General features: G+C 70.3%; 22 protein-coding genes. 3 read left to right on the top strand and 19 right to left on the bottom strand.

What is annotated here, in order from left to right; genetic code table 11:
* Positions 1-318: 318 nt before the first annotated feature.
* The 4 genes from E3T24_RS11305 to E3T24_RS11290 form a co-directional block, all read right to left on the bottom strand.
* Complete coding sequence (locus E3T24_RS11305; RefSeq protein WP_134366385.1) at positions 319-2,592, bottom strand: polyribonucleotide nucleotidyltransferase; 2,274 nt, start codon at positions 2,590-2,592, stop codon at positions 319-321.
* Between the two features lie 277 nt (positions 2,593-2,869).
* Complete coding sequence (locus E3T24_RS11300) at positions 2,870-3,835, bottom strand: dihydroorotate oxidase electron transfer subunit (protein WP_198419677.1); 966 nt, start codon at positions 3,833-3,835, stop codon at positions 2,870-2,872.
* The gene (locus E3T24_RS11295) at positions 3,832-4,809 is read right to left on the bottom strand and encodes a dihydroorotate dehydrogenase (RefSeq protein WP_134366386.1); all 978 of its coding nucleotides are present in this window, start codon (positions 4,807-4,809) and stop codon (positions 3,832-3,834) included. The genes E3T24_RS11300 and E3T24_RS11295 overlap by 4 nt, the downstream gene beginning before the upstream one ends.
* A gap of 144 nt (positions 4,810-4,953) precedes the next feature.
* The gene (locus tag E3T24_RS11290) at positions 4,954-6,087 is read right to left on the bottom strand and encodes an LLM class flavin-dependent oxidoreductase (protein ID WP_134366387.1); all 1,134 of its coding nucleotides are present in this window, start codon (positions 6,085-6,087) and stop codon (positions 4,954-4,956) included.
* Between the two features lie 113 nt (positions 6,088-6,200).
* Between E3T24_RS11290 and E3T24_RS11285 the strand changes: the two genes are divergently transcribed.
* On the top strand, positions 6,201-7,895 hold the full coding sequence (locus tag E3T24_RS11285) for an alpha-glucosidase (RefSeq protein WP_134366415.1): 1,695 nt from the start codon (positions 6,201-6,203) through the stop codon (positions 7,893-7,895).
* Between the two features lie 3 nt (positions 7,896-7,898).
* Here the strand turns inward: E3T24_RS11285 and E3T24_RS11280 are convergent, their stop codons facing one another.
* The 7 genes from E3T24_RS11280 to E3T24_RS11250 form a co-directional block, all read right to left on the bottom strand.
* Positions 7,899-8,363, bottom strand: a complete 465-nt coding sequence (locus E3T24_RS11280; RefSeq protein ID WP_134366388.1) for a VanZ family protein — start codon at positions 8,361-8,363, stop codon at positions 7,899-7,901.
* A 64-nt stretch (positions 8,364-8,427) separates the two neighbouring features.
* Positions 8,428-9,963, bottom strand: coding sequence for an amino acid permease (locus tag E3T24_RS11275; protein ID WP_134366389.1), 1,536 nt, complete (start codon positions 9,961-9,963; stop codon positions 8,428-8,430).
* A 36-nt stretch (positions 9,964-9,999) separates the two neighbouring features.
* Positions 10,000-11,112, bottom strand: a complete 1,113-nt coding sequence (locus E3T24_RS11270) for an ABC transporter ATP-binding protein (protein ID WP_160141014.1) — start codon at positions 11,110-11,112, stop codon at positions 10,000-10,002.
* Positions 11,109-11,798: a molybdate ABC transporter permease subunit gene (gene modB, locus E3T24_RS11265; protein ID WP_198416019.1), complete on the bottom strand. Its 690-nt coding sequence runs from the start codon at positions 11,796-11,798 to the stop codon at positions 11,109-11,111. Before modB ends, E3T24_RS11270 begins: the two co-directional genes overlap by 4 nt.
* A 3-nt stretch (positions 11,799-11,801) precedes the next feature.
* The gene (gene modA, locus E3T24_RS11260; protein WP_198416021.1) at positions 11,802-12,677 is read right to left on the bottom strand and encodes a molybdate ABC transporter substrate-binding protein; all 876 of its coding nucleotides are present in this window, start codon (positions 12,675-12,677) and stop codon (positions 11,802-11,804) included.
* A gap of 11 nt (positions 12,678-12,688) precedes the next feature.
* Entirely contained in the window at positions 12,689-13,099 is a 411-nt protein-coding gene (locus E3T24_RS11255; RefSeq protein ID WP_134366390.1) for a TOBE domain-containing protein, read from the bottom strand.
* Between the two features lie 60 nt (positions 13,100-13,159).
* Positions 13,160-14,056: a LysR substrate-binding domain-containing protein gene (locus E3T24_RS11250; protein ID WP_134366391.1), complete on the bottom strand. Its 897-nt coding sequence runs from the start codon at positions 14,054-14,056 to the stop codon at positions 13,160-13,162.
* 115 nt (positions 14,057-14,171) lie between these two features.
* Here E3T24_RS11250 and alsS point away from each other — a divergent pair, with 115 nt between their 5' ends.
* Together alsS and budA are read left to right on the top strand one after the other, a co-directional pair.
* On the top strand, positions 14,172-15,896 hold the full coding sequence (alsS, locus tag E3T24_RS11245) for an acetolactate synthase AlsS (protein WP_134402382.1): 1,725 nt from the start codon (positions 14,172-14,174) through the stop codon (positions 15,894-15,896).
* Entirely contained in the window at positions 15,893-16,624 is a 732-nt protein-coding gene (budA, locus tag E3T24_RS11240; RefSeq protein ID WP_134366393.1) for an acetolactate decarboxylase, read from the top strand. Before alsS ends, budA begins: the two co-directional genes overlap by 4 nt.
* Positions 16,625-16,634: 10 nt before the next feature.
* On the opposite strand, the gene E3T24_RS11235 is transcribed toward budA, so the two are convergent.
* The 8 genes from E3T24_RS11235 to E3T24_RS17375 all read right to left on the bottom strand — a co-directional run.
* Complete coding sequence (locus tag E3T24_RS11235; RefSeq protein WP_134366394.1) at positions 16,635-16,865, bottom strand: ferredoxin; 231 nt, start codon at positions 16,863-16,865, stop codon at positions 16,635-16,637.
* Entirely contained in the window at positions 16,862-18,088 is a 1,227-nt protein-coding gene (locus tag E3T24_RS11230; protein WP_134366395.1) for an NADH-ubiquinone oxidoreductase-F iron-sulfur binding region domain-containing protein, read from the bottom strand. Before E3T24_RS11230 ends, E3T24_RS11235 begins: the two co-directional genes overlap by 4 nt.
* Complete coding sequence (locus tag E3T24_RS11225; RefSeq protein ID WP_134366396.1) at positions 18,085-18,702, bottom strand: ferric reductase-like transmembrane domain-containing protein; 618 nt, start codon at positions 18,700-18,702, stop codon at positions 18,085-18,087. The genes E3T24_RS11230 and E3T24_RS11225 overlap by 4 nt, the downstream gene beginning before the upstream one ends.
* Positions 18,699-19,670: an FAD:protein FMN transferase gene (locus E3T24_RS11220; protein ID WP_134366397.1), complete on the bottom strand. Its 972-nt coding sequence runs from the start codon at positions 19,668-19,670 to the stop codon at positions 18,699-18,701. The genes E3T24_RS11225 and E3T24_RS11220 overlap by 4 nt, the downstream gene beginning before the upstream one ends.
* A gap of 1 nt (position 19,671) precedes the next feature.
* Positions 19,672-19,998, bottom strand: a complete 327-nt coding sequence (locus E3T24_RS11215) for a hypothetical protein (RefSeq protein WP_134366398.1) — start codon at positions 19,996-19,998, stop codon at positions 19,672-19,674.
* A gap of 78 nt (positions 19,999-20,076) precedes the next feature.
* Positions 20,077-21,156 carry an LLM class flavin-dependent oxidoreductase gene (locus tag E3T24_RS11210; RefSeq protein ID WP_134434627.1) on the bottom strand — a complete coding sequence of 360 codons (1,080 nt, stop codon included), beginning with the start codon at positions 21,154-21,156 and terminating at the stop codon, positions 20,077-20,079.
* A 151-nt stretch (positions 21,157-21,307) separates the two neighbouring features.
* On the bottom strand, positions 21,308-21,577 hold the full coding sequence (gene rpsO / locus E3T24_RS11205; RefSeq protein WP_134366400.1) for a 30S ribosomal protein S15: 270 nt from the start codon (positions 21,575-21,577) through the stop codon (positions 21,308-21,310).
* Between the two features lie 148 nt (positions 21,578-21,725).
* On the bottom strand, positions 21,726-22,203 hold a 478-nt coding region (locus tag E3T24_RS17375), incomplete at its 5' end, for a hypothetical protein (protein ID WP_166789203.1).

Here is a 22,203-nt window from a genome sequence, read left to right as displayed (position 1 = left end):
GGCGGCCGGGGCGGCCGGGGCGGCCGGGGCGGCGGCCGGGGCTGCGGTCGGGGCTGCGGTGGCCGGGGCTGAAACGGCGCCGACGACCAGGCCGAAGCTCAATAGGGAGATGGCGCCGAGGCGCGACAGGGAACGCAGGCGGTTCTCAGAATTCATCATGGGCGCAGGCTAGCGCGATGCCGACGGCGTCAACTAGGACGGGTTGTGACCCCAGCTAGGGGGGCGTCCGGGCGCGCAAAAAGCCCGCCCTGCCGTAACAGGACGGGCTTTCCGTCTTACCGACTAACCTGGCGAGAGGTTGTCGGCAGATCTAGCGGACTACGCCTCGGTCGAAACCGGTGCGTCCTCGGTGCCGGCCTCAGCCGACTCTTCGAGTACCGGGGCGAGCGAGAGCTTGCCACGGTCGTCAATCTTGGTGATCTCAACGAGGACCTTCTGGCCCACGCCGAGCACGTCTTCGACGTTCTCCACGCGCTTTCCGCCGGCGAGCTTGCGCACCTCGGAGATGTGCAGCAGGCCGTCCTTGCCCGGGAGCAGCGAGACGAAGGCGCCGAACGCGGCGATCTTCACGACAGTTCCGAGGAACTGCTCGCCAACCTCGGGGTTGGTGGGGTTCGCGATGGAGTTGACCATGGCGCGGGCGGCCTCGGCCGACGGTCCGTCGACGGCGCCGATGTACACGGTGCCGTCCTCCTCGATGGAGATGTCGGCGCCGGTCTCGTCCTGGATCCCGTTGATCGTCTTGCCCTTCGGGCCGATCAGCTCGCCGATCTTGTCGACGGGGATCTGCACGCTGATCACGCGGGGCGCGGTCGGTGCCATCTCGTCCGGGCGGTCGATGGCGGCATTCAGCACGGCGAGGATGGTCGTGCGAGCATCCTTGGCCTGGGTGAGTGCGCCGGCGAGCACCGAGGCGGGGATGCCGTCGAGCTTGGTGTCGAGCTGGATCGCGGTGACGAATTCGCTGGTTCCGGCGACCTTGAAGTCCATGTCGCCGAGGGCGTCTTCGGCGCCGAGGATGTCGGTCAGAGCCGCGTAGCGGGTCTTGCCTTCAACGGTGTCGGAGATGAGGCCCATCGCGATGCCGGCGACCGGGGCGCGCAGCGGCACTCCGGCGTTCAGCAGCGACAGGGTCGAGGCGCAGACGGAACCCATCGAGGTGGATCCGTTGGAGCTGAGCGCCTCGGAGACCTGACGGATGGCGTACGGGAACTCCTCGCGCGTCGGCAGCACGGGGACCAGGGCACGCTCAGCGAGCGCGCCGTGGCCGATCTCGCGGCGCTTCGGGGTTCCGACCCGGCCGGTTTCACCGGTGGAGTAGGGCGGGAAGTTGTAGTTGTGCATGTAGCGCTTCTTGGTGACCGGGCTCAGGGAGTCGATCGTCTGCTCCAGCTTGAGCATGTTCAGCGTGGTGACACCCAGGATCTGGGTCTCGCCGCGCTGGAAGATGGCCGAGCCGTGCACGCGCGGGATGATGGCAACCTCGGCGTCGAGCGGGCGGATGTCCGCGAGCCCACGGCCGTCGATGCGGATGCCCTCGTTGAGCACGCGTGAGCGCACGACGAGCTTGGTGACCGACTTGTACGCGGCGGACACCTGGTTGTTGGCGCCGGCGTCGAGCTCTCCGGCGTCGACCTTCGCGGCGATGGCGTCCTTGACGCGGGCCTTGAGGGCGTCATCGGCGTCCTGGCGGGCGACCTTGTCGGCGATCTGGTAGACGCCCTTGAGCTCCTCGTAGGCGAGGGCCGCGACGGCGTCGTAGGTGGCCGGCTGGTAGGACGGGAACACCGGGTAGTTGCCGGTGGCCTTGGAAGCGGAGTCCGCGACCTTCTGCTGCGCTTCGATGAGCTGCTTGATGAAGGGCTTCGAGGCTTCGATGCCCTCGGCGATGACCTCTTCGTTGGGCTTGATGGCGCCGCCCTTGATCAGGTTCCAGGCGTTGTCGGTGGCTTCGGCCTCGATCATCATGATCGCGACGTCCTGGCCGCCATCGGCATCCGTCACCACGCGGCCGGCGACGACCATGCTGAACACGGCGTCGACGATCTGGGAGTGCTTCGGGAAGGCGACCCACTGGCCGGAGCCGTGCTCGTCGGGGATGAGGGCGACACGAACGCCACCGATCGGGCCCGAGAAGGGGAGTCCGGCGATCTGGGTCGACATCGACGCAGCGTTGATGGCCAGAACGTCGTAGTACTCGTCCGGCGCGATGGCCAGAACGGTGACGACAACCTGGATCTCGTTGCGGAGCCCGTCGACGAACGACGGGCGCAGCGGCCGGTCGATCAGGCGGCAGGTGAGGATCGCCTCGGTCGACGGGCGACCTTCGCGGCGGAAGAAGCTGCCCGGGATGCGGCCGGCAGCGTACATGCGCTCCTCGACGTCGATGGTCAGCGGGAAGAAGTCGAAGTTTTCCTTCGGCTGCTTGCTGGCGCTCGTCGCGGAGAGCAGCATGGTTTCGTCGTCGATGTAGGCGGCGGCAGAGCCCTGCGCCTGCTGGGCGAGACGCCCGGTTTCAAAGCGGATGGTGCGCGTGCCGTACTTGCCGTTGTCGATGATGGCTTCGGCGAACGTGATTTCTGGACCCTCCATATGGGGGTTCTCTCCTTTTTGTTTTTTTGCTTCTCGCCATTCTGGCGACGAAGACTCGGTTGCCCGTATGGCGCGCGAGTTGGACTTGGAGCAGGACAGGGGCGCTGCTGGCCACCAGTAGAAATTCACCAACAACGGATGCTGCCACCGAGTTGGGAAACCACCACCGAGGACCAGCGTGCTGCCGGTCTGCTCCGTTAGTGCTCGGCCAATCCACGGATTGACCTCCTCAAGTCTAACAGAAGACGCTCAGACTGCCGGGTTTGCGGGCCGGGTCCTAGAGTGCGGCGTCGAACACCGGGCCGTCGACGCAGACCAGCGGCCCCTCGACGGCGGGATCCGTGGCCACGGGCGCGGCGCAGCCGTGGCAGTAGCCGAGGCCGCAGGCCATGTGGGCCTCCAGCGAGACCTGCACCGGCACACCCCACTCGGCGCCGAGTTCGGCGGCGAGGCGGGCGAGCACGCCGGCGCCGCAGACCAGGATCACGTCGGGCGGGCCCGCGTCGAACCGGGCGCGCAGCCGTGCGGCGAGGGCGGGCATCCGGCTGCTTCCGTCGTCGTCGGTGACCGGGATCACCTCGGCACCCAGTTCGGCGCAGTCGGCGAGGCCGATCAGGTTGGCGCGGGACCGGCCGCTGACCACGACGGTGGCCTTGAGGCCGAGCCGGGCGGCATCTTCGACCGAGCCCATGACGGCGCAGACGCCGACGCCCCGGCCGATCATCAGGGCCGTGCGGGCCTGCTGCGCGCCGGTCGCGGTCGGGAGGGCGGCATCCGGGAACTCGAAGCCGCGTCCCAGCGGGCCGGTGACCAGGAGTCGCTCCCCCACGGCGACGTCGGCGAGCGCGGTGGTGCCGCGGCCGGCCACGCCGTAGACGACCTCGACGGTGCCCTGCTCCGGGTGCCGGCGGTGGATGGCCATCGGGCGGGGCAGCAGGATGCGCTCCCCTCCCTTCGGCGGCACGGTGATCATCAGGAACTGGCCGGCCAGCGCGGTCGCCGCGATGGTCCGGGTGGCGAGCACGAGCCGGTGGTAGCGCTCCCCCACGATGTCGTGCACCAGCACCGGGGCGTCGTCCCAGACCGGCTCGGGCCGGGGCATCCGTTCGGGCGGACGCACCGAGAGCAGACCGTCGATGGCCGCTTCGTCGGCCGCGGCGAATTCGCGCTGACGGCGAAGGGCGGCGAGCTGGGAGGTTTCGGCCGGCTCCGGCGTGGTGCTCGGCTCCGGCGTGACGGTCATTCGGCTCTCCAGAGTTCGATCAGGGCGTTGATGTCGCCGGCGCCGTCGGTGAGACAGCGGTCCTGCAGGGCGCGCACGATCTCGACCATGGCGAAGGGCCGCCCGAAGCTGGCCGTGCCGACCTGGATCGCGGTGGCCCCGACCGAGAAGTAGTCGAGGGCGTCGTCGACGGTCTCGATGCCGCCGCAGGCGATCACCGGGATCTGAACCGCGCGGGAGGCCAGCCAGACCAGGCGGAGCACGATCGGGCGGATGCCCGGCCCGGAAAGGCCGCCGATGACGTTGCCGAGGGCGGGGGCTCGGGTGTAGCGCTCGAGCGGGAGCGCGGGGATGGAATTGGCCACGCAGACCGCGTCGGCGCCGGCTTCCTCGGCCGCGAGGGCGCAGTCCGCGATCGACGACACCAGCACGGGCAGCTTGACGATCAACGGCTTGTCCGTTTCGAGCCGGGTCGTGCGCACGACCTCCCGGATCGCATCCGGGTCCGAGCCGATGTCGGCGCCGTGGCGGTCGAGGTTCGGGCAGGAGACGTTCAGCTCGTAGGCGACCCCGGAACCGGCCAGGTCGCGCACGACCCGCGCGTACTCGCCCGGGCGGTGGCCGCCCACGCTGATGATCGTGGGCACGCCGAGGGCCTGGTAGTGCGGATGCTGCTGCGCCAGGTAGCCGGCCGCCCCGCGGCTCGGGATGCCGACACTGTTCACCATCCCGGCCCGGATCTCGGTCAGCCGGTGGGCCGGGTTGCCGCCCCTGGGCGTGCCGAACACAGTCTTGGTGACGACCGCGCCGAGCTCGGTGACCGGGATCAGCCGCCCGAGCGAGGGGCCGAAGCAGCCCGAGGCCGGCATCACCGGGTTGGCCAGGGTGAGGCCGCCGATCCGCACGGAGAGGTCGACGGCCGCGGCTGAAGCGGGGCGGGCGTCGAAGAAGGCGCGGCGCGCATCCGTCGTGGCGTCAGGGGGCGCGAGGTTCATGGTCGTCTGCTTCCGCGGCCCGTGAGCATCCGTTCCGCGCCGCACTCCCAGTATCCCGCGCCCAATCTCCCCGCCCAAAATAGGCGCCCCACCCCACCGAGCCGTGAGTTCGGCTGGCTTTTTCGCGAAAAAGTGGGTCGCAACTCACCGCTCGGCGAGGGTGGCGGGCTCGGGGTGGGCCGGGGCGGCCGTCAGGGACGCGGACTTCAGGGCGGCGGCCTTCAGGGAGGCGTGCGTGGGGGCGTCGGGCACGTGCGCCGGACGGTTGGCCGCCAGCTCGCGGCGGAGCACGGGCACGATCTGGCCGCCGAGGATGTCGAGCTGCTCGAGCACGGTCTTCAGCGGCAGCCCGGCGTGGTCGATCAGGAACAGCTGGCGCTGGTAGTCGCCGAAGTAGTCGCGCATGCCCGCGTAGCGGTCGATGATCTGCTGCGGGCTGCCCACGGTGAGCGGGGTCTGCTCGGTGAAGTCCTCGAGGCTCGGCCCGTGGCCGTAGACCGGGGCGTTGTCGAAGTAGGGGCGGAACTCGGTGACGGCGTCCTGCGAGTTCGTGCGGGCGAAGAACTGGCCGCCGAGGCCGACGACGGCCTGATCGGCGGCGCCGTGCCCGTAGTGCTCGAACCGGGACCGGTAGAGGCCGATCAGCTTCGCGTAGTGCTCCCTGGGCCAGAAGATGTTGTTGGCGAAGAAGCCGTCGCCGTAGAACGCGGCCTGCTCGGCGATTTCCGGGCTGCGGATGCTGGCGTGCCAGACGAAGGGCGGCACGCCGTCGAGGGGGCGCGGCGTCGACTGGAACCCCTGCAGCGGGGTGCGGAACTGGCCCTCCCAGTCCACGACGTCTTCGCGCCAGAGGCGGCGGAGCAGCGCGTAGTTCTCCAGGGCCAGCGGGATGCCCTGCCGCACGTCCTGGCCGAACCACGGGTATACCGGGCCGGTGTTGCCGCGGCCGAGCATCAGGTCGACCCGCCCGCCGGAGAGGTGCTGCAGCATGGCGAAGTCTTCGGCGATCTTGACCGGGTCGTTGGTCGTGATCAGCGTGGTCGCCGTGGAAAGGATGATGCGCTCGGTCTGCGCGGCGATGTAGCCGAGCAGGGTCGTGGGCGACGAGGGCACGAACGGCGGGTTGTGGTGCTCGCCGGCGGCGAAGACGTCGAGTCCGACCTCTTCGGCCTTCCGGGCGATGGCGACCATGGCCGTGATGCGCTCGTGCTCGGTGGGGGTTCGGCCGGTCGTCGGGTTGGCCGTCAGGTCACCGACGGTGAAGATTCCGAATTGCATCTGCAGCCTCACTCTCAGCACCCGAAAACGGCGCACGAACAGGCACCGATCCTATTCCTTCCAGGGTGCCATGACAGGATCGGGACATGACAAACCCCGTTCCCACGGCCGTGATGCCCGCCTCCGACAGTGACGCGCCCGCCGGTGCCCCCTGGTGGACGAAGGCGGTCGTCTACCAGGTGTATCCCCGCAGCTTCGCCGACTCCGACGGCGACGGGGTCGGCGACCTCGGCGGCATCCGTTCGAAACTGGACTACCTCGCCGACCTCGGCGTGGACGCCGTCTGGCTCTCCCCGGTCTACCCCTCGCCGCAGCACGACAACGGCTACGACATCAGCGACTACCAGGAGATCGAGCCGGTCTTCGGCAGCCTCGCCGAGTTCGACCTGCTGCTCGCCGAGGCGCACGAACGCGGCATCAAGATCGTGATGGACCTCGTCGTGAACCACACCAGCGACGAGCACGCCTGGTTCCAGGAGTCCCGCAGTTCGCTGACGAACCCGAAGCGCGACTGGTACTGGTGGCGGAAGCCCCAGGCCGACGGGAGCGCCCCGAACGGCTGGGGCAGCGCCTTCAGCGGACCCGCCTGGACCCTCGACGACACGACCGGTGAGTACTACCTGCACCTGTTCGCGAAGCAGCAGCCCGACCTCAACTGGGAGAACCCCGAGGTGCGGCAGGCCGTCTACTCGATGATGAACTGGTGGCTCGACCGCGGCGTCGACGGCTTCCGGATGGACGTGATCAACTTCATCGCCAAGCGGGTCGAGCTGGTCGACGGACCGGCCGCGGCCACCGGCGGCGGCTCCCCGATGGGACCCCAGATCCACGACTTCCTGCAGGAGATGCACCGCGAGGTCTTCGAGGGCCGCCGGGGCGAGCACCTCACGGTCGGCGAGATGCCGGGCGTGAGCACCGACGACGCCCTGCTGTTCACCGATCCGGCCCGGCACGAAGTGGACATGATATTCCAGTTCGAGCATGTGGGCCTCGACCAGGGCGAGCACAAGTTCGACGTACTGCCCCGCAACCTGCCGGCACTGAAGCAGAGCCTCTCCCGCTGGCAGGACGGCCTCGCCGCCACCGGCTGGAACAGCCTCTACCTGAACAACCACGACCAGCCCCGGCTGGTGTCGCGCTTCGGCAATGACACCACCTATCGTTACGAGTCGGCCACGCTCTGGGCGCTGGTGCTGCACCTGCACCGCGGCACGCCCTACATCTACCAGGGCGAGGAGATCGGCATGACGAACGTGCGCTTCGACTTCATCCACGACTACCGCGACCTCGAATCACTGAACCACTACCGCGAGGCCGTGGAGGACTTCGACCTCGACCCCGGCACCGTCCTCGCCGGGGTGCAGACCATGGGCCGGGACAACGCCCGCACCCCGATGCAGTGGGATGCCTCCCCGCAGGCGGGCTTCACCACCGGAACGCCGTGGCTGGCGGTCAACCCGAACAGCGCGGACATCAACGTCGCCGCCGACCTCTCCACCGAGCGCAGCATTTTCCGCTTCTACCAGTCCCTGATCGAGCTGCGGCACGAGAGCGAGGTCGTCGCTCTCGGCGACTTCGCCCTGCTGGAACCCGACCACGAGGCCCTGTATGCCTTCACACGTACGCTCGGCGACGAGACACTTCTCGTCGTCGCGAACGCCTCGGACGCACCGCTGTCCGGCCCACTGCCGGCGGACGTCTCCGGCGCGGAGCTGGTCCTGGCCAACTACCCGGCCGATCCGGATGCCGCCGCCCACCCCACGGAGACGACCCTTCGACCCTGGGAAGCGCGCCTCTACCGGCTGTAGCTGCTACCGGCTGTAGCCGACGGATGCCGCCCGGCCGGCGGCATCCGTCTTGCGGGGCACGATCTTCCAGGCCGTGATGACCAGGGCGACCAGCACCCCGAGGACCGCGCCGGCAGTGTTGGCGACCAGATCGCGGAGATCCGGGTAGCGGGTCGGCAGGAACTGCTGGGTGAACTCGATCGAGCAGGTGAGGGCGACGCCCACGACGATCGCCAGCCACCACTGGCGACGGCCGAAGAGGAGCACCAGGAAGACGCCGATCGGGATGAACATGCCGATGTTGGCGGCGAACTCGACCCGGCCGTAGGTGATCCAGTCGGTGGAGTCGTGCCGGGCGAAGAACCCGAGCGCGCGCAGCAGCCAGCCGTTGTTGGACGTGTTGAGCGGCTGCGGCCCGAGCGTCACCCAGCCCACGAACGCCAGATAGGCGAGCGTGGCCGAGGACAGGACGGGATGGCGGTGCAGCATGGCTCCATCCTCCCCGATCGAGGCTGGGCGTCCACCCCATCCCCAGAACGCGCGGGCGCGGGCGCTACTTGCCCAGCGTGGCCCGTTCTTCGCGGATGACCTCTTCGCGGAAGGTGGCGTCGAAGACGCGCTTCGCCTCGATCCCGACCACCGAGTGGCGACGGCCGTAGAGGAAGTACACGGCGAGGCCGATCGCGAGCCAGACCGCGAAGCGCACCCAGGTGAGCGTCGTGAGGTTGAGCATCAGCCAGAAGCAGAGCGCGGCCGACAGGATCGGCAGGTACGGCGAGAACGGCACCTTGAACGCCCGCGGCAGGTCGGGGCGCTTCTTGCGCAGCACGACCACGGCGATGCTGACCAGCACGAAGGCGGAGAGCGTGCCGATGTTGATCATCTCTTCGAGCACGCCCACGTCGGTGAACCCGGCGATCAGCGCGACGGCGGTGCCGGCGATGATCTGCACGCGCGCCGGGGTGCCGCGCTTGGCGGAGGTGACGCTGAGCCCGCGGGGCAGCAGGCCGTCGCGGCTCATCGCGAAGAGCACGCGGGACAGGCCGAGCAGCAGCACCATGATCACGGTGGTGAGTCCGATCAGGATGCCGACGGAGATGACCTGGGCGGCCCAGCCGGCGCCGACGGAGACGAACGCCGTCGCCAGGGAGGCGTTCGGGTCGTCGGCCAGCACGGTGTAGGGCACCATGCCGGTGAGCACGAGGCTGACGCCGAGGTAGAGCACCGTGACGATGGCCAGGCCGGCGAAGATGCCGCGCGGCAGGGTCTTCTGCGGGTTCTTCACTTCTTCGGCGCTGGTGGCGACGACGTCGAACCCGATGAAGGCGAAGAAGACCAACGAGGCACCGGCAAGCAGGCCGAACAGGCCGTACTGGGCCGGCTGCGCGCCGGTCATGAACGAGAACAGCGACTGCATCCAGACGTCGCCCGCACCGCCAGTCGACGGCACCGACTTCGGGATGAACGGCGTGTAGTTCTCCGGCTTGATGAAGAAGGCGCCGACGACGATCACGAACACGACGATCGCGACCTTGAGGATGGTGAAGACGCTGGCCACCCGGGCGGACAGTTTCGTGCCCAGCACCAGGAGGGTGGTGAAGATGGCGACGATGACGAACGCGCCCCAGCTCACCTGCAGGCCGAACACCGGGATCGTGGCCGGGACATCCCAGTTCCAGAGCTTGAAGACCTCGCTGAGGTAGATGCCCCAGTACTTGGCGATCACGGCGGCGGCGGTCAGCATCTCGAGGATGAGGTCCCAGCCGATGATCCAGGCGAGCAGCTCGCCCAGGGTGGCGTAGGTGAACGTGTACGCCGAGCCGGCCACGGGAACCGCCGAGGCGAACTCCGCGTAACACATGATGGCGAGCGCGCAGGTGACCGCGGCGAGGAGGAACGCCAGGGTGACGGATGGCCCGGCGTAGCTGCCGGCCGCCTTCGCGCCGACCGAGAAGATCCCGGCGCCGACCGCGACGGCCACGCCCATGATCATGAGGTCCCAGGTGCCCAGCGTGCGTTTGAGGCTGTGGCCCTTCTCCTCGGAGTCGGCCATGGAGGCTTCGATGCTCTTGGTGCGCCAGACGCTCATGCGGGAGGTTTCCGTTCCGTTGGGTACCGGACCATATTATTGCGGAGCGAGCTCGGCCAGGTGCACCGACCGGCGATGCACCAGGACCAGCACACGGGAACCCCCCGTGAGGCCGAGCGCCTGGAGCTCGCGTCGGGTGAGGAAACAGACCAGCGGGAAACCGGCATCCACCTGCACCCGGATCAGGGAGGCCTCCTCGATGATTCCCGTCACGACGGCGGGCAGCGAGTTGGTGTCCGGGGGCGCCGCGGAACCCGGATCCGCGCGGAGTCCGACGTCGCCGCCGCGCAGGCAGACCGCCACCGCCTCCCCCGCGGCCAGCGGATGCCGGCGCCACGACGGCAGGTCGGCGACGACGCTCGCCTCCCCCACCCGCAGCCGCACGGTGCCGCGGTCGACCGACACGACCCGGGCCGGGCTGATCGTGTCCATGCCGACGACCCGCGCCACCATCGCGTCAGCGGGGCGGTCGAAGACCTCGGCCGGGGGGCCGGTCTGGTGCACGGCGCCGTCGATGAGCACGACGAGCTGGTCGGCCAGGGCGAGGGCCTCGTCCCGGTCATGGGTCACGACCAGAGCCGGGATCCCGGCGTGCAGGATGAGCCGGCGGAGTTCCGAGCGCAGCCGCAGCCGGGTCGGGTCGTCCAGGCCGGCGAGGGGTTCGTCCAGCAGCAGCACGTCGGGCCGGGGCGCGATGGCCCGGGCGAGTGCGACCCGCTGGGCCTCGCCGCCGGAGAGTTCCGCGACGATCCGCTCCTGGAAACCGGGCACCTCGGCCGTGCGCAGGGCGTCGTCGATGATCGCCTGACGCGACGCCCGCGGCATCCGTTTCAGGCCGTAGCCGACGTTCTCGGCCACATTGAGGTGCGGGAACAAGGCCAGGTCCTGGAAGAGGTAGCCGACGTTGCGGCGCCGGGCCGGCACGAACGTGCGGCCGCCGTCGTCCCACAGCGTCGGCCCGAGGGTGATCGTGCCGGAGCTGATCCGGTCGAGGCCGGCCAGGCAACGGATGATCGTGGTCTTGCCCGCCCCCGACGGTCCGAACAGCACCGTGATGCCGGGGTGCTCCAGGTCGAGGTCGAGCCGGGCGCGCACCCGGCGGTGACGGATGTCCAGACGCAGCGCCTTCGACGCCGTTCCGACGCTCACCGCGGCGCCCACAGCAGCGATCCGCGCCGCTGGAAAGCGTAGGTCGCGCTCAGCACGACGAGGGAGAAGACGAGCAGCAGCAGGCTGGTCAGCCCGGCCGTGGCGTAGTCGAAGGACTGCACGGCGTCGTAGACCGACACCGACACTGTGCGGGTCTCCCCCGCGATGTTGCCGCCGACCATCAGCACGACCCCGAATTCGCCCACCGTGTGGGCGAAGGTCAGCACGCCCGCCGTGGCCAGTCCGGCCCGGGACAGCGGCAACACCACCCGGACCAGGCTCTGGCCCCAGGACTTGCCCAGCACGGCCGACGCCTCCAGCAGCCGGCCGTCGACGCCGGCGAACGAGGCGAGCAGGGGCTGCACCGCGAAGGGAAGGCTGTAGATGACGGATGCGATCAGGAGCCCGGTGAAGGAGAAGGCCAGCGTGGTGCCGGTCGTGTCCCGCCACCACCGGCCGAACGGGGAGCCGCTGCCGAGGGCGACGAGCACGTAGTAGCCGAGCACGGTGGGCGGCAGCACCAGCGGGAGGGCGACCACGGCCTCCACGATCACCGTCCAACGGCGACGGGAGAAGGCCAGCCAGGCCGCCAGCGGAATGGCGATGACGAACAGGATGGCCGTCGTCGCCAGCGCGAGCCGGATGCTGACGCCGACGGCCTGCCAGTCCACGGCCTGCCAGCCCACGGTTCAGTTCCCCGGCAGGGTGAAGCCGTAGGCCGTGAGGATGGCCGTGCCCGCGGGGCCGAGCATCGTGTCGCGCACGGTGCGCGCCGCGGCCGGGTCCTGGGCCGCGGAGAGCACGACCCCGCCCTGATCGAGGCGCGGGTAGCTCGCCAGCGGCAGCTCGACCCAGCGGCCGACGCCCTTGAGCGGGTCGGAGAGCACGAGGGACAGCGCCACGATGCCCGCGTCGGCGTTGCCCGACGAGACGAACTCGGCCGCCTGGGCGACGTTCTCGCCGAGCACGAGCTTCGGGCTGACCGCGTCGTACTGCCCGGCCTCCTGCAGGGCGGCGACGGCGGCTTTCCCGTAGGGGGCGTGCTCGGGATTGGCGATGGCCACGGCGGTGACGCCGGGCGAGGCCAGGATGCCCAGGCCGTCCGCCGGGTCCAGGGCCGACCCTTCCGGCACCCACAGCACGAGCCGGCCGACCGCGTACGGGAACAGGTCGGCCTTCTCGGCCAGGCCGGCCTCGACCAGCTGCTGGGGGTAGCTCACATCCGCCGACAGGAACACGTCGAAGGGTGCGCCGTTGCTGATCTGGGTCAGGAACGTGCCCGACGAGCCGTAGGTCGCATCCACCCGGATGCCGGGATTCGTCTTCTCGACCAGGTCGATGATGTCGTCCAGCGCGAACTTCAGGTCGGCGGCGGCGGCCACCCGCACCACCCGGTCGGGGCCGGCCGAATCGGATCCCCCCGGGGCGGCGGGAACGGGAGACGACGCGCACCCGGACAGCGCCGCCAGCACCGCCAGCACGGCCAGCACGGCCACGCCGAGGCCGAGACCCCGGGACGGGCGACGCCGCCCGGCACGGTCGCGGGTCATTCCTGGCCGGGTCATTCCTGGCCGGGTCATTCCTCGTCACCGGGCCGGGACTTCTCCACCACGACCGTCGTGGACTTCACCACGGCCGTCGCCAGCGACCCCGGCTCCAGCTCCAGCTCGTCGGCGGCCTCCCGCGTCATCAGCGACACCAGCCGGAACGGGCCGGCCTGGATCTCGACCACGGCGACGAGCCCGTCGCGCTTCACCTCGGTGACGATGCCCTCGAGGCGGTTGCGCGCCGAACTGGGAAACGGTGCCGCATCCTGCTCCTGGTCCCGGCGCTCCCGCACGAACGCGGCCACCTCGGCCCCGTCGATCACCTGCCGGGATCCCGCCCCGCGGGTGGCGGTCAACCGGCCCTGTTCCACCCACCGGCGAACGGTGTCGTCGCTCACGCGCATCAAGGTCGCCACCTCGCTGATACGCAATTGAGTCATAAAGCCAGATTCTATACGGCAGATTCCATTCCGAACAGGAATTCGTCACGCGCCTGCGGATCAGAGACGGATCTCGGGCTCCTCCCGCGGGAGGGCGAGGTCGACGAAGGCGCGCACCGCCGCCGACGCCCGGCGCTTGCGTGACGCCGCCAGGTAGACGGTGAACTCCGGCACGTTGTCGACCGGGAGCCGGCGCACGCCGGGGGCGTCGTTCGCCGCGAATTCCGGCAGAAGGGCGACCCCGAGGCCGTTGGTCACGTACTCGGCCGCCGTGCCGATGTCGGAGACCTCGATCGTGATCCGCCGCTCGATCCCGGCGGCGGCGAAGGCGTCGTCGACGATCTGCCGGCTGGCATAGCCGGGCGGCAGATCGATGAACTCCTCCGCGACGAGGTCGTCGAGTGTCACCGTGCGGGCGGACGCCAGCCGGTGGCCGTCCGGCACGACCAGCACCATCGGCGAGGAGGCGATCCGCACGGCGATCAGCGGCGCGGGCGCGGGGCCGCTCAGCGCGAGAAAGGCCAGGTCGAGTTCTCCGCTGACCAGCTCGTCCACCAGTCCGGCCGAGCCCCGCCGGGCCGCTCGCAGCCGCACGTCCACGCCCCGGTGGCCGGTGCGGAAATGCCCGAGGAGCCGCGGCACGTTCACCAGCGTGACGGAGGTCATCAGGCCGATCACGATGGACCCGGTGATGGCGCGGGTGGTCTCCTGGGCGACGTCGCGCACCTCGTTCACCGCGTCGAGGGCGTCGCGCACCTTCGGCAGGAGCAGTTCGCCCGTCGAGGTGAGCCGGATCTGTCGGCGGCTGCGGTCGAACAGCTCGACCCCCAGTTCGCCCTCGAGCGCGCGAACCCCGGCGGACACGGCGGACTGGGCGATCGTGAGCCGCTCCGCGGCGCGGGTGAAGCTCAGCTCGCCCGCGACGGCACTGAAGAATTCGAACTGTCTGACGTCCACCGGGTAATCATCTCATTTTCAGATCGTTTGCATCACTCTTCGGCGTTGTTTCTTATCTGTTTGAGCGGGAGCATGGATGGGGAAGCCGGATCCGACGGCAAGCCGGGAGGCCAGAATGACGAACATCTCACCCGCGGTGGACAGCACCGCCAGCACCCGGGCGGCCGGCACGGCCGACCTGGCCCGCCGCTCCGCCGACCGCGTCGTGGAGTGTCTGAAGGCCTACGGCGTGAAGTGGGTGTTCGGCGTCCCCGGCGCCAAGATCGACCCCGTGTACGACGCCCTCCTCGACGACGGCCCCGAGGTGATCGTCTGCCGCCACGAGCAGAATGCGGCCTTCATGGCCGCCGCCGTCGGGCGCCTGAGCGGGCAGCCCGGCGTCGTGCTCGTCACCAGCGGCCCCGGCACCGCCAACCTCGCTACCGGACTGCTGACCGCCACGACCGAAGGCGACCCCCTCGTCGCCCTCTGCGGCGCGGTGTCCCGCGCCGACCGCCTCAAGCGCACCCACCAGACGATGGACGCGGTCGGCATGCTCTCGGCCGTGACCAAGTCGGCCGGCGAGGTCAGCGTCGCCGACAACGTGCCGGAGGCCATCGCGAACGCGTTCCGGATCGCGACGCAGGAGCCCCGGGGCGCCGCCGCCGTCGTGCTGCCCTACGACGTCCTCACCGATTCGACCGCGGTGACGATGAAGAACCCGCACTGGGTACCGCGGCTGGGCGCCGCCGCTCCCGAGAGCGTGAAGCGGGCCGCCGCGCTGCTCAAGGATGCCCGGATCCCCGTCATCCTGGCCGGCGCGCGTTCGGGCTCCGACGAGGCCACCGCCGCGCTGCACCGGTTGCTGGGCGTCGCCGGGCTTCCCGTCGTCGAGACCTTCCAGGCTGCGGGCGTCATTTCGCACGAGCTCGAAGAGCACTACCTGGGACGGGTGGGCCTGTTCCGCAACCAGCCGGGCGACATCCTGCTGCACAAGGCCGACGTGATCCTGGCGATCGGCTACGACTTCGTCGAGTACGAGCCTTCGAAGTGGAACGAGGACCACCAGCGCGTGATCATCCACCTCGACGAGCTGGCGGCCGACCTCGACGACTACTACCGCCCGACGGTGGAGCTGCGCGGGGACGTGGCGGAGACGATCGACGCGCTCGCCCGGCAGATAGACGGCCTCGTGCTGCCCGCCGCCGCGGCATCCGTCGTCGCAGACCAGCGCGCACGATTGGCGCAGGCGGACCAGCCCACCGGGCTGCGCGACGAATCGGAGGGCGTGCACCCCGCCGACCTCACCCTGCTGATGCGCGAACTGCTGCCGGATGACACAACGGTGCTCTGCGACGTCGGCTCCCACTACATCTACATGGCCCGGCACTTCCGCACCTACCACCCCCGCACCCTGCTGTTCTCGAACGGCCAGCAGACGCTCGGCGTGGCCCTGCCCTGGGCGATCGCGGCGACGCTCGTGCGCCCGGGAACGCCGGTCGTGTCGGTCTCCGGCGACGGCGGCTTCCTCTACTCGGCGATGGAGCTCGAGACCGCCGTGCGGCTCGGATCGACGTTCACGCATGTCATCTTCAACGACGGCACCTACGACATGGTCGCGTTCCAGCAGCAGGGCAAGTACGGACGCACCTCCGGCGTGCAGCTGGGCGACTACGACGCGGTCGGCTACGCCGAGTCATTCGGCGCCCACGGCTACCGCGTCACCCATCTCGACGACTTCGCCGGCATCCTGGCCCAGGCCATGGCCGAGCCGGGACCGAGCATCATCGACGTCCACGTCGACTACCGTAATAACAGGGACGACCTGATGGCCGACCTCGAAAGCGATGTGCTGCAATGAGCAAATTCACCGTCTCCCGACACGAGATCTTCCAGACCAGCCTGATGAGCGCGCTGCTCGACGGCGTCTACGAAGACGAGATGACCGTTCGCGACCTGCTCGGTCACGGCAGTTTCGGAATCGGCACGTTCAACGGGCTCGACGGCGAAATGCTGATCATCGGCGGCACCTGCTACCAGCTTCGGGCCGACGGCGGCGTCTCCGTCGCCGACCTCGGCGCACACACGCCCTACGCGGTCGTCACGAATTTCGTTCCGCACATTGAGAGCGAGCTGCCCCCCGGCCTGTCGCGCGCCGAGGTGTCCACCTTCATCGACCGGATGACGGCCTCCCAGAACTACATGTACGCCCTGCGGATCGAGGGTGACTTCGAGTGGATCCGGATGCGGACGGTCGTCAAACAGCAGAAGCCGTACCGCCCGATGGTGGAGGCGACCGACGAGGACGCCATCATCGAACTGCACGACGTCACCGGTGTCGTGGCCGGATTCCGCACCCCGCTCTACGAGCAGGGCATCGGGGTGCCCGGCTGCCACGTCCACTTCATCAACGACGAGCGCACGGCGGGCGGCCACGTGCTGGACTTCAAGTTGCGCTCCGGGCGGGCCGCCCTCTGCCTCGGCACCGACCTGCGGCTGCAACTGCCCCTGACGGATGCCTTCCGCAACGCCGACCTCTCCCCCGACGACCTGGAATGGCAGCTGCAGAAGACCGAGCAGCACAAATAGGCAGACGTCTTTACGTCCCCAGCACCAGCCTCAGCGCCTGCCGCGGGCAGAGGGCGACCGCCTCGGAGGCGGCATCCAGTAGGCGTTCCTGAACCGGAACGTCCGACCCTGCGCCCCTGGTCCGGGCCAGCGGGTAGCCCCAGTCGTCCCGGGCAAGCAGTTCGGGCAGGATTTCGGTGCAGAGGCCGCGGCCGTCGCAGGCGGTCCAGTCGATGTGCAGCAGTGAGCGCGGCGCTGTCATGAGTGCTCCTTCCGGCAGGTGCCCGCCAGGTGGGCCCGCACGTCCGCGTCGAACACGGTCAGCGTGCTCAGCACGAAACGAGCGGTTCCGTCGGGGTAGTGGCACGACCCACGACCGGTGACGAGGTCGGCGAGCCGGCGCAGCTCGGCCGGCAGCGAGGGATCCCGCTCGCCGCGGGCCAGCCGCGACAGCACGCTCGCCATCGCCGACAACCCGTTGACGCAGGGTCCGCACTGACCGGCGGTCTCGCCGGCCAGGTAGGTCGCGATCGCACTGGCCACCGTCAGCGGACAGTGCCGAGCATCCTGCCCCATCAGGATTCCGGCGCCGGGGGTGGCCCCGAACCGCGCCAGGTCTTCTCGGTCGAGCCGCACGTTTCCGGCTGAGGCGGGAACCCACGCGCCGTGGAAACCGCCCACCAGCACGCCGGAGAGGCCGGCCGGATCGATCCCGGCGAACCGGAACACGTCGTTCAGCCCCGCTCCGCCGCCGATCTCGATCACCGTCGACGGCCTCCCGCCGCCGGTGACGGTGACCAGACGGGTCCCCGGGTCGGACGCAGTGCCGCGCGAGCGGAACCAGGCCGGACCGAAACGCGCGATCAGGGCGATGTGGGCGAGGGTTTCAACGTTGTGCAGCAGGGTCGGCCGGCCAGCCAGGCCGGACTCGGTGAGCAGGAACGGTCGATCCTGCGGCACCGGGCGACGGCCGGCCAGGGCGCTGACAACGGCCGATGCCTCGCCCGAGACGAAGCTGTCGGCGGCCTCCCGCAGTTCGATTTTCCGGGCATCGCGGCGTTCCCCCAGCGCCCGCGAGACCGCTCCCAGCACGGATGACCGCACGTAGAGATAGGTCGCCGTGCCGTTCAGGGACTCGGCTACGGCCAGCAGGCCGTCGATGACCAGGTGCGGCGCCACGGTGAGCAGCGTCGCATCCTTGGAGCTGAGCGGTTCGCCCTCCGCGGCGTTGCCGATCACCACGACCCGGCGCCCGCGGGCCCGTTCACGGCCCGGCACCGCGGCGAGCTTGCGCCAGGCTGGGAAGGCCCCGCCGCCCCTGCCCTCCAGCCCCGAGTCGTGCAGGGCCGACAGGAGAACCGCCGGGTTGCTGGTCGGCAGCGGCCCGAAAGTGGCGAGGTGGGTGGCGAAATCGGCAGCGGGAGCGGACGTCAGCCGGGTCGTGCCGACCGGCGCGGTGACCGAGGATGCCACGGCGCCGGTCATCGGTTTCGCTCCACTCGGTTCGGGTCGGTCCGTTTCGGGTCTGTCCGATTTTGGTCACCCTGGGTCAGGTCGGCCCGCACCGAGCGGTATTCAACGAAACCGCCGGTGAGGCGCCAGAGGAGGGCCGAAAGCACGGCCACCGCGCAGACGACGGCGAAGGCGATGAACCAGCCCGCTCCGGCATCCGTGCCGTTGCCGATGCCGTGCAGGAGCGCGACCGGCCAGATCAGGTAGGTCAGCCAGTGCACGGCGCGGAAGACCCGCACGCCGACGGAGGCGCGCTCCAGGCTCGTCAGCACCACGGCGATCAGGAGGTCGACGGCGACGGTGCCGAGTCCCAGCCAGAACGGCTTGTAGGCGCCGAGGAAGGGCACGACGAAGTCGACCAGTCGCAGCTGGGCGTATGAGTCGCCGAGGAGCGTGACCAGGTGCACGGCCAGGAACGCGGTCGCCAGCAGTGCCACGTTGCGGTGCACCAGGGTCAGCGCGAAGCGGGGCAGGCCGAACAGGGGCCGGCCGGATCGGGTCAGGATGCCCAGCAGCACCGACATCGTGAACAGAGCCAGGGCGACCACGCCCGTGCCGCGGCCGAGAGCCCAGAGCGCCTCGTTCACGGCTTGCCCTCCTCGTCGGGCCAGCCGACGAGGGTGACCACGGCCCCGTCGGCGGAGACGAGCCGGGCCGGCACGCCCTGCTCACGCAGCCAGGCTTCCGCCGCGGCGCCGCGCACGATCGCGGCGGTGCTGAGGGTGTTCGCGCGGTGGCAGGTGGCCGCCGCCACCGTCGCGGTGCGCCAGACCGGTTCGGCCGGGAGTCCGGTGCGGGGGTTCAGGATGTGGTGTTGCGGCCGTCCGCCCCGCAGCCACCGCCGCTTCTGCGTGCTGGAGGTGGCCAGGGCCTGGCCGGCCGCGAGGGTGACCTGCGCGCTCGGCTCGAGCGGGGCATCCTGCACCAGCACCTGCCAGCCGCCGGCCGGCGCGGGGCCGGCGGTGGCGATGTCGCCGCCCAGGCTGACCAGCACCCCGCAACCGAGGCCGGCGCTGACCCGCGCCGCGACCAGGTCGGCGGCGACGGCCTTCGCGGTCGCTCCGAGATCGAGGGCCAGGTGCCGCGGAACGGTCAGCCGGTTCGCGACCAGCGTGACGCTCCTCCAGCCGGGGGCCCGGGACGCGATGGCCCGCACGGGGACGCCGTCGTCACCCAGGAGGAGCCGGATATCCCGGTCGTAGCCGACCGCGTCGAGTGCGTTGCCGAGGGTCAGGTCGACGTCACCGTCAGTGAACCGGGCGGAGGCGAGCGCCCGGCGGACCAGGCCGGCGAGCGTGTCGTTCACCTCGACGCCGTCCGGCAACCGATCGGCCAGGACGCGGATCTCCGAGTCGTCGCGGAACCGGCTGGAGGCCGCCTCGATGTCCGCGAGCACGTCATCCGCGATCGCGCGCGCCTCCTCGGCCCGCCCGCTCTGCCCGCTCTGCCCGGTCGGCCCGGCGTTGGTGAGCACGATGCGGGCGGTGGTGCTCCACAGCTCCCAGTCCAGCGTGGTGACGTGGGCCGTGGTGACGCCCGCTGTGATGGCGGGCATGTCAGGACCCGTTGGTGGTCGCGTTCGGGGACCGGCCGTTGCCCGGGGTGATCGGGGACACGTTCTGCTGGGGCTGCGGTGCCTGCTGCACGGGCTGGGACGACCCTTCTTCCCCGTCGCCCCATTCCCCGTCATCCGAGCCCTGGGTGTCCGCGGCCGGGGCCTGCTGCGTCGTCGGTCCCGCGGCGGTCGCCCTGGTCGCCAGCGCATCCGCCCAGCTGTGGAGACCGAGCGCCGAGGCGGCGACCACGGCCAGAACGCCGATCGTTCCCGTGACGATCCGGCTGAGCCGCTTGCCGTGTTCGCGAGCATCCATGGTCTGTTCCACCCTCCGATTGTCTACAGTGACAACGCTGGCAGGGGTCGCTATGCGTTTCCTATGAAAAAACCCCGAGCTGACAGGGTGTTAGGGACCGGTGACGGGCGCGGGCGCGGCCTCGAGGAGCTCGGCGGCGAGGAGCTCCAGCGTGCGCTCCCGGGCGGGGGACGTGGCCGGGGCGGCCGTCCCGTGCGCGGAGGCGATGGGCTGCAGCATGACCTCGTCGACCCCGAACCGGGCCGCGAGGTCACGGATGCGCGCGGCGGCGGCCACCGGCTCGTCCAGGATCCAGGTGGCGGACATCCGCTCGATCATGCCCTGTTGCGCCGGCGCCATCGTCGTGGCGGCGGCCTCCTCGAGCGTCGCGAGCGGGCCGAGCGGCTGGCCGGAACGCAGCCGAGCCATCTGCTGCATCTGCGGCAGGGCGAGGGCACGGGCCTCGGCCGCGGTGTCGGCGACCACCACGTTGAGGGTGAGGATGGTGCGCGGCGCGGCCAGGGTGTCGCTCGGAGTGAAGCCGCGTCGGTAGAGGTCGAGGGCCTGGGTGGTGCCGTCGCCCGCGAAATGGTTGGCGAAGACGTAGGGCATGCCCTGCTTCGCGGCGAGCCGGGCCGAGTAGTCGCTGGAGCCGAGCAGCCAGACCTCGGGCATCGCGTCGGCGGCGGGGGTGGCGCGCAGGGCGTACTCCTGGCCGGAGGTGAGGCTCAGGGCGGCCCCTCCGGGCTGCAGCAGCGCAGCGATGTCGTCGATGTTGCGGGGGAAGGCGTCGACCTCGCTGACGGCGCCGCTGGAGCGCAGCAGCGCGGTGATCATCGGGTCGCTGCCGGGCGCACGGCCCAGGCCCAGGTCGATCCGGCCGGGGAAGGCGGCCTCGAGCAGGCCGAACTGCTCGGCGATCACGAGCGGGGAGTGGTTGGGCAGCATGACTCCCCCGGAGCCGACCCGGATGCGCTCCGTGCGGGCGGCGAGAATGCCGATCAGCACCGGCGGGTTCGTCGACGCGACGGCCTGCATATTGTGGTGCTCCGCCACCCAGTAGCGGGTGTAACCGAGCCGGTCGGCGCTCTGCGCGAGGGCGACGGATGCCGCGATCGCCTGGGCCGAGCTCTGGGCGGTGCGGACGGGAATCAGGTCGAGCACGGAGAGGCTCAGGGCGGAAGTAGTCATCGCTTCGGGAAACCCTTCCGGGCCCGGTCTTATTCCCCGGACTCATTCCCTGGCCTGCCCGGCGGGCGAACGCGGCGGGTACGCAGAACGGGCCGCCACCCTCAGGTGACGGCCCGTTCGCAAGAAGATCGCGTTGTCTTCGAAAAGTGCCTTAGCGGCGAAGTCCGAGGCTGCCGATCAGCGTGCGGTACCGAGTGATGTCGATGTCCGACAGGTAACCGAGCAAACGACGGCGCTGACCAACCATGAGAAGCAGGCCACGACGTGAGTGGTGGTCGTGCTTGTGCTCTTTCAGGTGCTCCGTGAGGTCCAGGATGCGCTGCGTGAGCATGGCAATCTGAACTTCGGGGGACCCGGTGTCGCCTGGGTGGGTAGCGTACTTTTCGATGATCGCCTTCTTTGCATTAGCTTCGAGTGCCATAGATGGGATCCCCTTTCTCTCACTGCGCGGTGCCCGGGGCCGAATGCCTGGGCTCTCTTGATCCGCGGCCGTCAAACGGCAACCCACCGAGTTTAGCAGAGTCACGGATGCCCCGGCGCAGCGGCCGTGAATGCTTCGGCCGTGAATGCTACAGCACCGTGAAACCGGCCGGCAGGCTCCCCCGCCCGGTGGCCGCGAGGAGCAGGTCCGCGGCGAGGCCCTTCCGCAGCGCCAGATCCCCCAGCAGGTGCAGGCTGACGGATGCCGCGGCATCCGGAACCTGCGCCTGCACCCCCAGGCTCGCCCGGAGGTCGCAGGTGTGCACGGTGAGCTCGAAGATGCGGGTGGGCAGGTAGTCGGCCAGGCGCATGGCGCCGACCGGGGTGGCGACGACGGCGTCCCCGGCGGTTTCGGCGACGAGTTGCAGCACACGGTCGGCGATCACCGACACCTGCCGGGCCGGGTCGGGGCCGAGGGCCGCGCCGGCGTCCCGGCCGCGCCGGGCGACCGTCGCCGGATCCCCCAGCGAGGCGAGGGCCAACGGGTAGTAGTCGACCGCCGACAAAACCGCGACGGCGGCGCCGGACGCGGCGGCGCCGGACGCGGCGGCGCCGGACGCGGCGGCG

The organism is Cryobacterium sp. TmT2-59 (genome assembly GCF_004403545.1).
GTDB classification, from domain to species: Bacteria; Actinomycetota; Actinomycetes; order Actinomycetales; family Microbacteriaceae; genus Cryobacterium; species Cryobacterium shii.
This window is presented reverse-complemented; position numbering and strand designations above follow the sequence as displayed.

Bases quoted from the DNA above. Each gene is read 5' to 3' on its own strand.
- E3T24_RS11235 (WP_134366394.1), bottom strand. From the start codon at position 16,865: ATGACAGCGCCGCGCTCACTGCTGCACATCGACTGGACCGCCTGCGAC.
- modA (WP_198416021.1), bottom strand. From the start codon at position 12,677: ATGACCCGGCCAGGAATGACCCGCGACCGTGCCGGGCGGCGTCGCCCG.
- E3T24_RS11290 (WP_134366387.1), bottom strand. From the start codon at position 6,087: ATGCAATTCGGAATCTTCACCGTCGGTGACCTGACGGCCAACCCGACG.
- alsS (WP_134402382.1), top strand. From the start codon at position 14,172: ATGACGAACATCTCACCCGCGGTGGACAGCACCGCCAGCACCCGGGCG.
- budA (WP_134366393.1), top strand. From the start codon at position 15,893: ATGAGCAAATTCACCGTCTCCCGACACGAGATCTTCCAGACCAGCCTG.
- E3T24_RS11280 (WP_134366388.1), bottom strand. From the start codon at position 8,363: ATGCTGCACCGCCATCCCGTCCTGTCCTCGGCCACGCTCGCCTATCTG.
- E3T24_RS11300 (WP_198419677.1), bottom strand. From the start codon at position 3,835: ATGACCGTCACGCCGGAGCCGAGCACCACGCCGGAGCCGGCCGAAACC.
- E3T24_RS11295 (WP_134366386.1), bottom strand. From the start codon at position 4,809: ATGAACCTCGCGCCCCCTGACGCCACGACGGATGCGCGCCGCGCCTTC.
- E3T24_RS11255 (WP_134366390.1), bottom strand. From the start codon at position 13,099: ATGACTCAATTGCGTATCAGCGAGGTGGCGACCTTGATGCGCGTGAGC.
- E3T24_RS11285 (WP_134366415.1), top strand. From the start codon at position 6,201: ATGCCCGCCTCCGACAGTGACGCGCCCGCCGGTGCCCCCTGGTGGACG.
- E3T24_RS11305 (WP_134366385.1), bottom strand. From the start codon at position 2,592: ATGGAGGGTCCAGAAATCACGTTCGCCGAAGCCATCATCGACAACGGC.
- E3T24_RS11275 (WP_134366389.1), bottom strand. From the start codon at position 9,963: ATGAGCGTCTGGCGCACCAAGAGCATCGAAGCCTCCATGGCCGACTCC.
- rpsO (WP_134366400.1), bottom strand. From the start codon at position 21,577: ATGGCACTCGAAGCTAATGCAAAGAAGGCGATCATCGAAAAGTACGCT.
- E3T24_RS11230 (WP_134366395.1), bottom strand. From the start codon at position 18,088: ATGACCGGCGCCGTGGCATCCTCGGTCACCGCGCCGGTCGGCACGACC.
- E3T24_RS11220 (WP_134366397.1), bottom strand. From the start codon at position 19,670: ATGCCCGCCATCACAGCGGGCGTCACCACGGCCCACGTCACCACGCTG.
- E3T24_RS11210 (WP_134434627.1), bottom strand. From the start codon at position 21,156: ATGACTACTTCCGCCCTGAGCCTCTCCGTGCTCGACCTGATTCCCGTC.